The organism is Arenibacter algicola, from assembly GCF_000733925.1.
GTDB lineage: Bacteria > Bacteroidota > Bacteroidia > Flavobacteriales > Flavobacteriaceae > Arenibacter > Arenibacter algicola.
Genome location: NZ_JPOO01000003.1, coordinates 600489 through 615379, shown reverse-complemented (window position 1 = coordinate 615379; position 14891 = coordinate 600489). Strand labels below are relative to the sequence as shown.

The 14891-nt window shown below is 40.6% G+C and carries 12 protein-coding genes and 1 pseudogene; 2 read left to right on the top strand and 11 right to left on the bottom strand.

Annotated features, from left to right (window positions below; genetic code table 11):
• Positions 1 to 2 precede the first annotated feature (2 nt).
• From U735_RS0112870 to U735_RS0112830, 9 genes are all read right to left on the bottom strand, one after another.
• Positions 3 to 1202 (bottom strand): molybdopterin molybdotransferase MoeA, encoded by a 1200-nt coding sequence (locus U735_RS0112870; protein WP_031444214.1) that lies wholly within the window; start codon positions 1200 to 1202, stop codon positions 3 to 5.
• 31 nt (positions 1203 to 1233) lie between these two features.
• Positions 1234 to 2100: a polysaccharide deacetylase family protein gene (locus U735_RS0112865; RefSeq protein ID WP_031444213.1), complete on the bottom strand. Its 867-nt coding sequence runs from the start codon at positions 2098 to 2100 to the stop codon at positions 1234 to 1236.
• A 45-nt stretch (positions 2101 to 2145) separates the two neighbouring features.
• Positions 2146 to 3222, bottom strand: coding sequence for a HesA/MoeB/ThiF family protein (locus U735_RS0112860; protein ID WP_031444212.1), 1077 nt, complete (start codon positions 3220 to 3222; stop codon positions 2146 to 2148).
• Between the two features lie 47 nt (positions 3223 to 3269).
• On the bottom strand, positions 3270 to 3866 hold the full coding sequence (locus U735_RS0112855; RefSeq protein WP_031444211.1) for an NTP transferase domain-containing protein: 597 nt from the start codon (positions 3864 to 3866) through the stop codon (positions 3270 to 3272).
• A gap of 67 nt (positions 3867 to 3933) precedes the next feature.
• Complete coding sequence (moaA, locus tag U735_RS0112850; protein WP_083260690.1) at positions 3934 to 4917, bottom strand: GTP 3',8-cyclase MoaA; 984 nt, start codon at positions 4915 to 4917, stop codon at positions 3934 to 3936.
• 17 nt (positions 4918 to 4934) lie between these two features.
• Complete coding sequence (locus U735_RS0112845) at positions 4935 to 5189, bottom strand: MoaD/ThiS family protein (RefSeq protein ID WP_031444209.1); 255 nt, start codon at positions 5187 to 5189, stop codon at positions 4935 to 4937.
• A 1-nt stretch (position 5190) separates the two neighbouring features.
• Positions 5191 to 7419 (bottom strand): xanthine dehydrogenase family protein molybdopterin-binding subunit, encoded by a 2229-nt coding sequence (locus U735_RS0112840; RefSeq protein ID WP_031444208.1) that lies wholly within the window; start codon positions 7417 to 7419, stop codon positions 5191 to 5193.
• 92 nt (positions 7420 to 7511) lie between these two features.
• Positions 7512 to 7973 carry a (2Fe-2S)-binding protein gene (locus tag U735_RS0112835; RefSeq protein WP_031444207.1) on the bottom strand — a complete coding sequence of 154 codons (462 nt, stop codon included), beginning with the start codon at positions 7971 to 7973 and terminating at the stop codon, positions 7512 to 7514.
• Positions 7974 to 8147: 174 nt separating this feature from the next.
• Positions 8148 to 8858 carry a galactosamine-6-phosphate isomerase gene (locus U735_RS0112830; RefSeq protein WP_031444206.1) on the bottom strand — a complete coding sequence of 237 codons (711 nt, stop codon included), beginning with the start codon at positions 8856 to 8858 and terminating at the stop codon, positions 8148 to 8150.
• 340 nt (positions 8859 to 9198) lie between these two features.
• Here U735_RS0112830 and U735_RS0112825 point away from each other — a divergent pair, with 340 nt between their 5' ends.
• Complete coding sequence (locus tag U735_RS0112825) at positions 9199 to 10290, top strand: vWA domain-containing protein (protein WP_031444205.1); 1092 nt, start codon at positions 9199 to 9201, stop codon at positions 10288 to 10290.
• A gap of 156 nt (positions 10291 to 10446) precedes the next feature.
• On the top strand, positions 10447 to 11274 hold the full coding sequence (locus tag U735_RS0112820; RefSeq protein ID WP_031444204.1) for an OmpA/MotB family protein: 828 nt from the start codon (positions 10447 to 10449) through the stop codon (positions 11272 to 11274).
• Positions 11275 to 11423: 149 nt separating this feature from the next.
• Here the strand turns inward: U735_RS0112820 and U735_RS24625 are convergent.
• Positions 11424 to 12735: pseudogene (locus U735_RS24625) on the bottom strand (transposase).
• A 148-nt stretch (positions 12736 to 12883) separates the two neighbouring features.
• Entirely contained in the window at positions 12884 to 14698 is a 1815-nt protein-coding gene (locus U735_RS0112810; RefSeq protein WP_083260625.1) for an alkaline phosphatase, read from the bottom strand.
• Between the last annotated feature and the right edge of the window lie 193 nt (positions 14699 to 14891).

Sequence of the window (14891 nt, the reverse complement as noted above, 5' to 3'; positions counted from 1 at the left end):
AATTATAATAAATCTCTGGTAGGGACAAAGGGGACCAACTCCCCTACTTCATACGCATCAATTTTTGGTTCGAGCACTATAAATCCATCCGTAATCACCAAGCTGCAAAGGTCACCAGATCCATTCTCTTTTACCAAGGTTGCTACCAAATGCCCTCGATTAAACATTATTTTCACCCTTAATAACAGGGTTAAATCTCCCTTTACGGCAACGGCTTCCTTTAAAATTACATCAATTTTTGGTAGGGGAAGGCCCAAGGAACGTCTTAGCCAATCCTTAAAGTAGACATTATAGTTTGCAAAGGTGGATACCGGGTTACCGGGAAATGAAAAAACTACTGTTTTTGTTTCTCGTTGGATTCCGAACCAAAACGGTTTTCCCGGGCGTTGGTATACCCCGTGAAATATCTTTTCTACGCCCAATTCTTCCAGTACTTGTGGAAGGAAGTCGAACTTGCCTTTGGACACCCCGCCGCTTAAAAGGACGGCCTTATGCTCCCGTAAAGTATTGTCAAGTGCTTTTTTTATACTGGCTTTTTCATCTGGCAGATGAAGCTTGGTCGGGACAATACCCTCTTCTGACAGGGCAGCGTAAAGGGTATGGATATTGGATTTGCGTATTTGGTGGGGTAAGGGGATTTCTTCGACCTCCACCAATTCGTTCCCTGTAGATACAATTGCCACTTTGGGTAGTTTGCGAACTTTAACTGATGCTTTGCCCACAGCTGCCAAGACCCCAATTTCGGAGGCTGATAAAATGCAGTGTTTTTTCAAAACCAGATCCCCTTTTTTCTGATCACTTCCGTCCAAGTGAATGTCCTGTCCCCTGTTTGGGTTTTTGGTAAGGGTGGCCGCCCCGTTTTCAATAATCAGATGTTCGTACATTACCACTGTGTCCGCATTGTTGGGAACCACTGCCCCGGTCATTATTTCAATACAATTGGAAGTGTCCTTTAATTGTTGGGATGGCATGCCGGCGGCCAATACCCCTTCTATTTTAAAAGAGGTCAGGCCGTTTTCAATGGCATCGTAATTTATAGCAATACCGTCTTTGGTGGCCCTATTAAAAGGAGGGAAATTTCTATCGGCTACAATATCTTCGGCAAGTACTCTGCCCATAGCAGTTTCCAGGGGAATCTGTTCAAGGCCAAAATCCTGATAGAGGGCCAAAACTTTATGATAAGCGTCTTTAAAGGAAATCATGGAACACAAGTTACAATTAAAAGGAGATTTGTTAAAGGCTTATCTTCTGTATTTCTCTCCAAGTTATGGGTTTAATGTTCCTTTCCTTAAGTAAGCTTAACGTATTGGGATCTGTAAAAAAATCAAAATCCATTTGGCGCCATAGGGAACCAAAATTGGGATGGTCAACACAGACTTGTTTCATTTCCATATTGTCAAAAGCTGGATGGATCAAAATCATATTGAATCCCGCTTTTAGGCTTTTTAGTTGCTGAGTGTACAATTCATCCAAACCTGTACTTTCCATAGCTTTATAATTGCCTATATGTACTGCATTTACCAAGTTGTCCCCTTCCTGAAGCGAGTCAGGATTACCTACCTCTCTCATCAGCTGATCGCTTAAAAAAATAGGTAACTGGTATTCCCTCCCCAATTCCCTGTAAACGGCTAGGAGTTCCTTGGTGAGGCCCAGGGTGTACATATGGGAGTCCAAATGGGTTGGTTTAATTCCAGCGGCCAATGCCCTATCAATTTGGGCCTTGAGCTCCTTTTTAACCTCTTGGGGTTTGGCATATTTCTTTACCAAATCTCTCTTGGCATGGAAAAAACCCTGTTTGTCCACCAAACTTGAGACCTCTGAATAAGGCAGCACCGGTCCAAATTTATATTGTTTCCATTCGCAGGTCAATGTTAAATGGATTCCACAGTCGTACTGGGGATGCTGTTTGGCGAAATGAGCCATATCCCAGAACCAAGGACAGGGGACCATAATACTATAGGAATTTACAATACCTGTTTCCAGGGCTTCTATGGTAGCCGCATTTTCTGAACATGATAGTCCGGCGTCATCCGCATGTATCATTAAAAGGATATCTTCTTTCTGGTATCCCAATCGCTCTAGGTCGTAATGCTTCGCCATATTGTTTAGTGTTGTGGAAATTTATGGTAATTGTAAAAAATGGTTTTAATTTTGAAGGGCAAGGAATCGATCCACTCCCCCTACAATATTATAAAGTTCAAGTTTGGGATTTAATTCTTCCAACATTCTTACTGCCATATCACTTCTCGTTCCGGATTGGCAGAGGAGATATATTGGACTTTGGGAGTTCAATTCCTTTATCCGGCCCTTTAATTCGTTCAAGGGAATATTAAGCGCTTTCGCTTGGGGCAATGGAAAATTCTCAAATTCTTTTTTCGTTCTTACATCGATTATTTGAACATGCTTTTGATCTTTCAATATTTTTTCCAATTCTTCTACGCTGATGTTTTGGTGTATTTCACATGCCTCTGAACCATAGGATTTTAGAAGTTTTTTTATGGCTGTATTCTGAGGTTGTAGATTGAAATTAATGGTTTGATAAGATTGATGTAACCCATTGAACAACAATAGTTTGCCATTAAGAACATCTCCTATTCCGCTAACTGCTTTTACCACTTCCAATGCCTGAAGATTTCCTATGATACCCGGAATTACCCCCAATACCCCGTTCTCGTTACAATTCGGAATTTCTTCCGCGCTAGGCATGTTGGGAAACAGACACCTATAGGTAGGGCCGCCTTGATAATTAAAGACACTAAGTTGTCCCTCAAAGCCTTGAATGGCACCGGAAACAAAAGGTTTTTTTAGGATTACACAGGCATCGTTGATCAGATATCGAGTCGGGAAATTATCGGAACCATCTACCACAATATCAAATTGAGCTATAATTTCCAAGGCGTTGTGCCGGGTAAGAAAGGTGTCAAAAGGCTTAAAATTTGTACTTGAATTTTGTCTTTTTAATCGCTCCAGCACCACTTCAATTTTTGGCTTTCCTAAATCTCCTTCGGTATAAAGTACCTGGCGCTGTAGGTTGGTAATTTCAACAATATCCTGTTCTACTATGCCTATGGTACCAACCCCCATGGCATTCAGATATAAAAGCGCTGGAATTCCCAAACCCCCGGCACCGACCACTAGGACACTGGAGTCTTTCAGCTTTTGTTGGGCTTCCGGTCCAAATTCCCTTAAAATGGTCTGTCTTTGATATCTATTGATGTCCATCTGCAAATAACTATCATAATTTTATTCCTTCTACAACCCATCAGCCATTATTGATTGGGCGATAACTTTAGCAATACCTTTTCATAATCTTCCTTAAAGTTGGCATTCCACAATACTTCTTCGTTCTCGGGAAATACCAATTTAATATTCTCATTGATCAAGAATTTCCGTGGACATGTACCCGGCCCGTTTTCCAGATAATCCAATGATTTTTTTAAACCTGAAGGTTCCCATATCGCACAAAGAGGTTCTGGCAAACCACTTTCCCTAGTAGCAAAAGCAGTGGCCAATTTGTCCGGATTTCTCAGGTCGATCAGCTGTTGTAGTGCATTCACGTCCATCAAGGGCAAATCGCAGGCCAATACCAACCAAGCCACCTCTGGGTTAAAATTGTGGGCGCTTAAAAGTCCGTTGTAAGGACCTTTAAATTGGTCTTCATCAATAATAAGTTGGTGATCGGAGGAGAATTCCGGGGCCTGTTCCTCTCGGATACTCATATAAGTTTTGTCGCATACCGTCTGCAGAAGTTGATATAGATATTCGCGTTGTGCTACGCCATGGTATTCTATCAAACCCTTGTCGGTTCCCATTCTGGTACTTTTTCCACCGGTAAGTACTAGACCATATATTTTAGTGGAGCTCATTATCTGTAGTTATTTTTTTAATTTCCACCCTGGGAACAAGTTTGTTCCGCTCGGCGGATAGATGGAATTATCCTCCTATGGAGGTCATTGAATTTTCAAATATTCCATCATATTTTTCCTGTTCCTCAAAGCCGGTTTTTGACCTACTGCCAATAGCCTTAAGAATATGTTCTTTGATTTGGGATTCTACATTGTCCCCTCTCATCACATCCCTTAAATTCATTCTGGGTTTACCGTACAGGCAAGTGATTACATCGCCTGTGGCAGATATTCTTAGTCGATTACAACTTCCGCAAAAGGTACGGGTAAAGGAGGGAATAAGTCCAAAAGTTCCTTTGTGACCTTTAATCTTATAATTTATGGAGGTAGAGGTCTTGGGCGATTCCAGTTTTGTTATTTCAGAATATTCTGATTGGATATGGCTCAGTATTTTTTTGTAATCCCAGGTTATGGTGTTGAAAGACTTGGAGCCACCGTTGAATGGCATTTCCTCCAAAAATCGTACAGAAACCGGATAATGCTTCATAACCTCGAGTATAGGTATTATATCTTGGGTATTCTGATTCTCGAGGGCAATAAAATTGATACGAACATTGAAACCTTCAGTTATCAATTTTACCAAATTACCGTATACGGTATCATATTGATTGCGTCGGGTGATCCTTTCAAAGGTTTCCTTATCAATGGCATCCAAACTCACATTGATGTTTTTTATGCCCAAGGTTTTTAATTCTTGAATATAGGGCCCTATCAAAGTGGCATTGGTGGTAATGGAAATATCTTTCAAACCTTCCAAAGACGAAAGTTTGCGCAATAATACCATTAAGTCCTTTCTAACAAAGGGTTCCCCACCGGTTATCCTTATTTTGTCTATCCCCTGTCCTACCATAATATCACTCAATCTACAGAGTTCCTCTATGGTAAAAAGGGAGTCTTTTTCCGCAAAATTTATTCCTTCCGATGGCATGCAATAGTTGCATCGCAGGTTGCAGCGATCGGTTACTGCCAAGCGCAGGTAATTTATTTTCCTATTGTGATTGTCTATCAGCATTTATCCTCTTTTTTTACTTATCCCCCGCTTACCGGCGGAATTAGTGCAATTTCATCAAAATTATCGATTATGGTGTCATCATTAGCATAAGAATTGTTCACGGCGACAGCCAAAGAGGATAATTTTTTGAGTTCAGGGTACATTTTGCCCAAGTAATCCTTAAGCTCCTTAACGGTCTTGGATTTTTTGGATCCAAACTCGCTGGAGCTGGGCATGGACAGTGTAGCACTCCCTATAATATCTTTTGTTACTCCAAAAAGTAGTATGGTCATATTATCCTATAATTGCTTTTGTTGGGACTTGCATTAGTTCCGGGAATTTTGAAAAGGGCTGTTGGGTAAATCTATTTCCCGTAGCGGCTTTTAAGGCGTTTGCCACTGCTGCCCCTGCCGGAGGCAATGTTGGTTCGCCCAATCCCGTTGGAGCCAGGTCATTTTGTATCAGATGGGATTCCACCACTGGAAATTCCCCCATCCGGATCAATCGGTATTTATCGTAGTTCTGCGATTGGGGTTGTCCATCCAGAAAGGTTAAATCTCCGTACATGGCATGGCCAACTCCATCTATAACACCACCTTCTATTTGGTTTTTGGCGCCCAAAGGATTCACTACAATTCCGCAATCCACTACACAGGTAACTTTTTTTACGACAGGCATTCCATTTTCAATTTCAACATCGGCCACCTCAGCAACATGGGAATTGTGGCAATAGTAGGCAGCAAAACCTTGGAATACGCCTTCCTCTTTTTTGCCCCAACCAGATTTGTCCACGGCCACTTTTATAACATTCTGCATGCGTTCTGGGGAATATTCGATACGCTCATCCGTAGTTCCCTTAACTTTTTCCAATAGATCAAGGCGCAATTGGATTCGATCCACTTCCATGGTCTCTGCCAGTTCGTCAAAGAAGCTTTGTTCGGCAAAGGCCAAGAAATTTGTATAGGGAGCTCTCCAAGCCCCTGTGGTAATATTGCTTTGATAGTTGGCCACATCCACTTGATAGTTCTCTATGGCCCCGGCAGGGAAGAAATTGGGTATTAATCCGTACATGTTCCCCCCAATGGCAGCCTCTTTTAATTGATATCCGGTTACTTGACCATCCTTTATGGACGCTTTGATTCTATATTTTATTGCCGGTCTATAGGTACCGGCCGTCATATCATCCTCTCTGGAAAATACCAACTTCACCGGTTTTTTTATGGCATCGGCAATTTCAGCAACTTCATAAACAAAATCCCCGTACAATCGCCTTCCAAAACCACCTCCCATACGGGTCATTTCCAAATGAACGTCTTTCACGTCCCTACCCAACATACCCGCTACCGCAGTGGCAGCGAATTCGGGTGTCTGTACAGGCCCAACCAAATGAATTTTTTCGTCGGTAATATTGGCGAAGAAATTCATGGGTTCCATACAATTATGTGGAAGGAATGGTGATTCATAGGTGCGCTCCAAAATTTTATCGGCCTGGGAAAATGCTTTATTTATATCCCCGTCCTTTCTAAGGGTCTTGAACTCCTTTCCATCCAAAAGTCCCAGTAATTGTTTATCCTGAAATTCAGTGCTTTCCAAATTGCTGTCATCTACCCAAGTAGCGGATATGGCTTCTTTTGCCTTTAGGGCTTCCCAAGTAGTTTTGGCAATGACAACCACTTTATCACTTTTACCTAAGGTCACCGTCCAATTGCCTATCCCTTCTTTTGAAAGCTCTTTGGCCTTCTCCCCTATTCTGATTACATCCAAAACGCCCGGCATGGCCTTGGCCTTGGTGTCGTCATAGGAGTCCAATATTTTACCAAAGGCGGGAGGGCGCAACACACTGGCGTATACCATGCCTTCAACCTTATAATCCAACCCAAAAAGTGGTTTTCCGGTAATTATTTTATCAATATCCACATTGGGTGCATCGGTTCCGATAACTTTAAAATCCTTGGGTTCCTTAAGTGTTACGTTTTCCGGAACTTCCAGGGCTGCTGCTTCCCTAACCACATCGCCATAGCCCAAAGTTTCCCCTTTGGCATTGGTGATTACCCCTTCCGAGGTTGTGCATTCCGATGGATCTACGCCCCATTTGGCAGCAGCGGCATTAACCAACATTTGTCGGGCCGTAGCCCCAGTTTGTCGCAAAGGTTCCCATCCCAGTCGGATAGACTGACTCCCTCCGGCAAGCTGTCTGGTATAATTCTCGGTATCCAAAATACCCTGTTGCACATAAACATTCTTCCATGCCACGTCCAATTCTTCGGCAATCAACATGGGCATGGCTGTTTTAACACCCTGTCCTATTTCAGGATTGGGCGAGAAAATGGTTACGGCACCATTATCGGCAATTTTTATAAAGGCATTGAAGTCATTAAAATTTAACTGGGAAATATCTACAGGGGGCTGCACCTTGGGTTTACAGGCCGTAAAAAGATTAAAGCCTATCAGCAGTCCACCACTTGCTAGGGAGGATGTCCTGATGAATGCCCGTCTATTGAAAGTTATTGATGATGTTGACATAATTTTTTTAGTTTTTATTCCTCAATACTCCGAGGGTTTATTTTTTTAGGGGTATGCGAATATGGTAGCCTAAATTTCCAGATAGGAATGGACTACCCTATTTTGGTAGCGGCAATCTCTACGGCCTTATGAATTCTGGTGTAGGCCGCACATCTGCAAATGTTACCGTGCATGGCCGTTTTAATTTCGTCCGATGTTGGATTTGGATTATTGTCCAAGAAGGCGGAGGCTGTCATTATTTGACCGGCCTGACAATAACCGCATTGGGGAACATCTACTTCCTTCCAAGCCAGCTGTACAGGGTGGTCGCCATTTTCGGAAAGTCCTTCAATTGTGGTAATTTTCTGTCCAGCTAAGGAAGCAATGGGCAAAGAACAACTTCTTACCGCTTTGCCGTCCAAATGAACCGTGCAGGCCCCACACTGGGAAATACCACAGCCATATTTGGTTCCTACCAAATCCAAATGATCACGTAGTACCCATAATAACGGGGTGTCTTCCGCAACATCTACACTTTTGGAAGCTCCATTTACATTGATTTCGTATTTTGGCATAGTTGATGTTTTTAAGTTGATAAAATTAATACTCTACAAGTTACCAAATTTACGGAAAGCTTATGTCATTTTAACAGATTGTTAAGAGGTGCATTCCCACAATAAGAACCATTTATTTTAAAGTTCATCAAATATATCTTAAATAAAAATTGGGATAAGGATTATCCGCTAGATCTAAAGGGAACTTTTATCCAAAAAGCATTCCACATTGGGATGCAACCATAAAAAGGAAGCTGGTAAGAAGGTGGTTATTTCCCTGCTCAACAATTTTTTTATGGCTTTTTTCTTGCTCGGTCCGGTGACCAGTAGAATAATTTTCTTTGATTTTAGAATGTTGGCCATGCCCAAGGTTAAGCCATAAGTGGGTTTGGTCTTCATTTTATTGGCCATGGGATGTTTTAAGGAAGACTCGCTTAGATCCGCAATATGGCAGTCCGGGAACAGGGTTTTGGAAGGTTCGTTAAAACCTAAATGCCCATTTTTTCCTAGACCTAGGATACAGATGTCTATTGGTCCGTGTTCCTGAATTTCGTTTTCCATACGATCGCATTCCTTTTTTGCATCTGTAGGGCTACTGTCGAATGACAAATAATTGCTTTTTGAAATTTGCAAGGGTTCCAAAAGTTTCTCGTGAATATAGTAGTCACTGGTATTGGGATAATCTCCATTGGTTCCACCCCATTCATCCAGTTTTATAATTTTTATTTCCTTAAAGATCTTTGGGGTGCTTCGGTAGGATTCTGCCAATTTCTCGTAAAGCCTAGTGGGTGAATAACCTGTGGCCGTACATATCAACTGCTGTGGTTTTGTCTTTAAATTGGTCAAAAGGGAATCAAAAGCCATTTGGCTCATACCTTCATAATCTGAACAATAGTGTATATTCATAACAAGCCCAAGCATTATTTTTCGAAGGGATATGTAAAATACAAAAATTTAGCACTGGTCGTGCACCTGAGCCAAAGTTTTCATGCCCTTAAGTTTTTAGTAGGACATCATTATGGTTTGCAGCCTAGGAATACCAAAGCTTTATTGATCAAAGCCATAGGTTTGTTAAGTAAGTTTAACGATGTAAAATACGTCACTTCCTTACCTAAGAACACCTTCTAAAGGAGCAAATAAAAAATGTGAATAAAGTCTTTAACAAATATTAACACCTATTTTTAATTGAATTATAATTTTAAATAGTTTTGAACGTTCTGCTAGGTGAACGTTAAAAATTATGAAAATGAAATTATATATTAAGTTGGCGGCTATCTGCTTCAGTATGGCCTTATTTGTATCTTGTGGAAATGCGGATGACGATGTGGAATTCGGCGTAAATGGCGGCGGCGATCTGGGTCTTGGGAAACCAGTGGACGACTGTCTAAATTTAGGCGATGGCGAATTGGTATTGTCCATTCAGGACCAGTATACCACACTACCGGGAAAGGTATCCATATTTTTTAAGGTGTCTGATACAGACGGAGATCCAGTCCCCGGATTAACGGCAAACCAGTTTACCATTTATGAGCAAGGTAGAAATGATGAATGTTTCAGTACCATTTCCACTACGGAGTCCTTTGCCAGGATCTCCCCCAATTCACAAATTTTCAATAACAACACTATTTTGGTGCTGGATTTAAGTAATAGTGTTCTAAGCAGTAGTATGGAAGAACTGAAAACTGCTTCCGCAAGTTTTGTGAACAACGTTATGCCGGCATCCGATACAGAATCCTTTAAGATGGCCATTTATTGGTTTGATGGAGAAGATAAGTTGCATGTGCTAAACGAGTTGACCCACGTAAAACAGGAACTCTTGACTTCTATTGATGGAATTAATGCCAATATTAGCAAGGATCCTTCTACAGATTTATATGGTGCGGTCATCAAAGCTACGGACAAGGCAGAAAAGTTATTGGCAGCAAGTACAACCAATGACCGTATTGGTGCAGCTTCGGTAGTTATTTTTACGGATGGTACCGATCAGGCCTCCCGTTATACTCAATCTGCTGCCTTGAAAAAAGTGGATAACGCCAATAAGAACATTGCTTTCTTCAGTATAGGTTTGGGAGCGGAAATTGATACCGATGTTTTGGGAAAAATTGGAAAGACCTTTAGTGTATTTGCTGGGAATAAGGAGCAATTGGAAACAACATTTAATGATATTTCCTTTCGGGTTTCGGAACAGGCCAATAGTTTTTACCTTTTTGAATACTGTAGTCCTAAGCGTGATGGCAGTGGTGAGAACAACCTTGCCATTCAAGTGAAGGAAGGTAACAGACAGGGTGCGGTACAAACTAAATTTAACGCAAAAGGGTTTACTGGAGGTTGTGAATAATATAGGCTAAACTTCTTTAAGTCATAGGATTAGGGCATCAAATTAATTTGATGCCCTTTTTTTTTGTTAAAATTTATTCAGGGTGAAACGTCTTTTTCTGCAATTTGACCGTATAACCCTACAGAAAACTATTTGTAAATTTTTAACAATAAAGAAATGAAAAAAGTAACGTTAGTTGGTTTGATGGGAATGGTAGTTTTAGCTTCCTGTGTATCTAAGAAAAAATATGTAGCCCTTGAAGGGGATTTGTCCAATACTAAAAGTATGTTGACAAAAACCCAAGTGGAGAAAGAGGAATTGGAATCCAAAGTCTCTAAAATTGAGGCAAGAGTTGCAGAATACAACGAAAAAATAAATTCCTTACAGGAAATAAATGATTCCCAATATGCTTCTATTGGGGATGTTGCCGTAATGAGTAACAATACCAAGGAAAAAATGAGGGCTACCTTGGCAAAAATTGATCCTAGTGAATTGGCAAAGGCCCAAACCTTGGAAGATTCCATGAATCTTGCTATTTCTTACAATTTGAAGAAATCCATTTCAGATGAGGAGGATGATGTTATTGTTGATATCAACAAAACTGTTGTGATGATCAATATTTCGGATAAATTATTGTTTAATTCAGGGAGTTACAGGGTAAGTAACAAAGCCAACACTATATTGGCCAAATTGGCCGAAGTTATCAACTCCGAGCCTAGTATGGAAGTTATGGTGGAAGGGCATACCGATTCCAGAACTATCAGTACCGAAATGTTTCAGGACAACTGGGATCTAAGTGTTAAAAGAGCGACATCCATAGTTCGACTTTTACAGAATAAGTACAATGTTGATCCTGCTAATTTGATCGCAGCGGGTAGAAGTAGCTACTTGCCTTTGGTTGAAAACGATAGCAAGGAGAATATGGCCATAAACAGACGTACTAGAATCGTAATTATTCCAAATTTGGATAAGTTTTTTGCTCTTTTGGATGCTGAGTCATTATAGAACACTACCATTACTATAATTTTTGTTTTAGCTAAAAAGAAGCCGTCTCGTTTACTAAAATGAGGCGGTTTTTATTTTTTATAGATTTTCATCTGAATTTTTTCATGAAGTAGGCCATTTTAATTTTTTGGAAGGAGATTTTAAGTGCTTTAGGCACTTTTCTTTCTCATATTATGCGCCAGGGCATGTAATCCGAACTCTAATTCCACTTTATCCAACCCGCGATGGGTAAATCGTTTAAAATTTCGGTTAGATTTGATATGGGCAAAGACCGGCTCCACATCAGCCGTTCTTTTTCTACGCTTTATTTCTCCTAGTTCAGATAAAAGATGCTCTCTAGCCTTCTGTTTGTAATGCTCCAGGGCATGGTTACGTTCTATTACCCGATTGTATTTTCCTTTAAAACAAACATTCCTTATTGGACACCCATTGCAATTTTTTGCGCTATACTTACTTACTGTTTGCCTGTAGCCTGATTTGGTGGTCTTTGTTGCTTGGGCTATTTTCTCCATCCGCTGTCCCATCGGACATACATAATGATCTTCCTTTTCATTGTAATAAAGTTGGTCCCGGTGGAATATAATTTAGGATGAACTGATCTTCGGAACTGATCTGTACATTGTAGCCTGGCTTAAGCTGCCCGTTTTTCATATGGTCTTCTTTCATTCGCATGAAAGTAGCATCGGGATCTGTTTTGCTATAACTGCTTCGGTTGCCAAGGAGTTGCTCCTGTTGCTCATATTTTTCCAGGTTGGCAGGAAAATTTTTCGCAATATAGCGGGCTTTTGCTTTTGCTTTAGAGCTGGCTTTAGGATTCCCTTTGAGGATCTTGTCAATCTTTTGAGCTGTTTTTTCTACCTTCTCCTTATCGACTTTTTTAAAATCTGGAGGAGTAGGATCGGTATCCTCTTCATCAGCAATGCTTTGAGCATACTCCCACATCTCTTCGAGCTGCCGGGCCATCTTTTCTTTTTGGGTTTTAAGGGCATTGCCCCAAACAAAGGTGTAACGGCCGGCTACGGATTCTATTTTGGTGCCATCGGTATAAACTTCTTTTAACTTCACAAGGCCTTCCTGGGCCAGCAATAATACCACTTGCTTAAAAATATCTTTGAAAACATCCTTTAGCTTTTGGCTTCTAAACCTGGCTATGGTATTATGGTCAGCCACCTGCTTATTGGAGAGCCACATGAAGTTAATGTTCTCCCGCATGGCCTTTTCTATCTTACGGGTAGAATAGGTATTGTCCATATACGCATAGACCATTACCTTCAACATCATCTTTGGATGATAACTTGGCTGACCGTCTTTACTATAGGCTCTAATTAGTGGCTTTAGATCCAGATGTTCGATAACTCCATTGACAATCCGAACCGGATGGTCTTCTGGAATTAATTCTTCAATAGAGGGAGGAAAAAGCCAATTTTGTTGTTGATTGTACTCCTTGAAATTGCGCTTCATTTGGTAGTAATATTGCAACAGTAATGTAGCAAAAACCTAGCATTTATACAAGATAATCAAGCTATTTCAAAGAATGATCCAAAAAAAAAGCTGCCTCTATTAATGAGACAGCTTCTTTTTTATTATGGGCATTTCAGGATAGCTTATTTTATTTTCCGGATTCCTTAATATTCAGCACCTTTAGAATCTTGTGGAAAACCGCATTGTTCTCATAAACACCTTGGAACTCCTGTGAATGGGGCCCGTAAGCAAATATAGGAACCATGGTAGCAGTATGATCATCCGTAGTGAAATCTCCCTCCACCATACTCTTTTCCATATTCCCTTGTGGCATGGTAAATCCGGATGTTTCATGATCTGCCGTTATTACCACCAAAGTGTTTCCTGTTTTATCGGCGAATTTTATTGCCTCCGCTATGGCCACGTCAAAATCTATCCCCTCAGTAACTATACCTGCCACTTCGTTCTTATGTCCGTATGAATCTATTTGTGCCGCTTCCACCATTAAAAAGAATGGCTTTTTCTTGGCATTTAGGAACTGAAGCCCATTTTTAGTAGCTTCTGCAAGTATATTCCCTCTGCCTTCCAAAAAGCTTGGAACGTCATTTTCCGAGATGAACAATCCTATTTTATCTTTTTTGCTTGCTGACAGTTCCTCAACACCTTTCAAAATTGTAAAATTGTTCCTCTGTAATTCTACAGTACTAAAACTGGATTCCCCTCCCCCAACAAAAAGTGAGAGCTTACTCTTTAATAAATCTTTGGTAATACCATCGGTATCGTCCCGGTCTTTCTGGTGGGCATAAAATGAACTAGGGGTGGCCCCCACAATTTTATCAGTGGTGATACACCCCGTTACAAATTGATGTTTATCCAGCAATTCGGTGATATTTACTAAGGGTTGCCCGTTAGAGGCCATACCAATAGACCGGTTATAGGTTTTTGTGCCAGTGGCCAAGGCAGTGCCTGCAGCAGCTGAATCTGTGGTAAAATCGTCCGAGGATTGGGTTTTTATAAACCCTATACTTTTCAATTGCGTTAGGGTAAGGCTGCCTCCATTGGCCAAAACAGATGAAGAGATTTGGGTAAGCCCATTGCCATCGCCAATAAGCAATATTACATTTTTAACAGACTTTTCTGTTTGGTCGGATTTGTAGGTGGGCTTGTATACATCGGACTTAGCCTTGTTGTGATATACCCTGCTTCCCAATGTTTCCAAATATGCAGATGCCCTGTCCGGAATATCCGTATTTATATAGTCCACTCCCAAGTCATGCATGGCTTTCCATGCGGTCTTGGAGTCTGGAGTTGCCCAAAAACGGAAGGGCCTATTGTAAGTATGCGCTTTGTCAACAGTGGATTTTACCTTTTGCAGGTCCTCAGCAGTTAATCTTCCTTTTCCGTTCCATCTGGAAAACTTATGAAATGGCAGGCTTATCAACGCTACCCTGTCCCATGCCTCCGTGTTGGGAATATCCTCCAAAGTCTGATAATCGAACTTAATGAAGGACGGATATTTCATATACTCTTCCGGTTTGGGTCTATTTCCGGATATGACCATGGTAATTTTGGGATTGTTGATTATGTTGGGATACTTTTCCAAAACAGCTACTATCTTGTCCAGGGTTGAGTAGGTTTCCGATTTTATATCTATTAATAGCTGTAACTCCTGGTGCTTGCCCAGTTGCAGTTCCATCACCTTTTTCATTGGTTCCAAATACAAGCTTTCTATAGTGTGGCTTGTAATAATATCCTCCTCGTCATGGGTGGCATATAAGGTATCGTTTTTTAGAAACACATCTACTTCAATGGAGTTTGCTCCATTTGCATAGGCATCCCAAAACGGTGCAGTTTGCAGATAATCGTTATGGGAATGTATTTTAAACGAATTTGTTTTCTGTCCCAATACAATTTGAAGGGACAGTAAAAACAGCAATAAAAAAAAGCGATTGGATTTAAACATTGAAATTTATTTATATGACTATTGATACTAAATTTTGAGGTGCAAATAACTTTATTGCCCATTAAATTACCGGAGAAATAAAATGGACTGGACCAATTTAAACAAAACTAAATAATTTCTTCTGCAGAAATTGTTACATAGGGATAAGTTAACCAAGATATAAACTGTTCCAAATATAGCTCCTTGATAAAAG

Excerpts from the sequence above, each read along its gene's own strand:
- U735_RS0112870 (WP_031444214.1), bottom strand. The coding sequence starts at position 1,202 with ATGATTTCCTTTAAAGACGCTTATCATAAAGTTTTGGCCCTCTATCAG.
- U735_RS0112865 (WP_031444213.1), bottom strand. The coding sequence starts at position 2,100 with ATGGCGAAGCATTACGACCTAGAGCGATTGGGATACCAGAAAGAAGAT.
- U735_RS0112860 (WP_031444212.1), bottom strand. The coding sequence starts at position 3,222 with ATGGACATCAATAGATATCAAAGACAGACCATTTTAAGGGAATTTGGA.
- U735_RS0112855 (WP_031444211.1), bottom strand. The coding sequence starts at position 3,866 with ATGAGCTCCACTAAAATATATGGTCTAGTACTTACCGGTGGAAAAAGT.
- moaA (WP_083260690.1), bottom strand. The coding sequence starts at position 4,917 with ATGCTGATAGACAATCACAATAGGAAAATAAATTACCTGCGCTTGGCA.
- U735_RS0112845 (WP_031444209.1), bottom strand. The coding sequence starts at position 5,189 with ATGACCATACTACTTTTTGGAGTAACAAAAGATATTATAGGGAGTGCT.
- U735_RS0112840 (WP_031444208.1), bottom strand. The coding sequence starts at position 7,419 with ATGTCAACATCATCAATAACTTTCAATAGACGGGCATTCATCAGGACA.
- U735_RS0112835 (WP_031444207.1), bottom strand. The coding sequence starts at position 7,973 with ATGCCAAAATACGAAATCAATGTAAATGGAGCTTCCAAAAGTGTAGAT.
- U735_RS0112830 (WP_031444206.1), bottom strand. The coding sequence starts at position 8,858 with ATGAATATACACTATTGTTCAGATTATGAAGGTATGAGCCAAATGGCT.
- U735_RS0112825 (WP_031444205.1), top strand. The coding sequence starts at position 9,199 with ATGAAATTATATATTAAGTTGGCGGCTATCTGCTTCAGTATGGCCTTA.
- U735_RS0112820 (WP_031444204.1), top strand. The coding sequence starts at position 10,447 with ATGAAAAAAGTAACGTTAGTTGGTTTGATGGGAATGGTAGTTTTAGCT.
- U735_RS0112810 (WP_083260625.1), bottom strand. The coding sequence starts at position 14,698 with ATGTTTAAATCCAATCGCTTTTTTTTATTGCTGTTTTTACTGTCCCTT.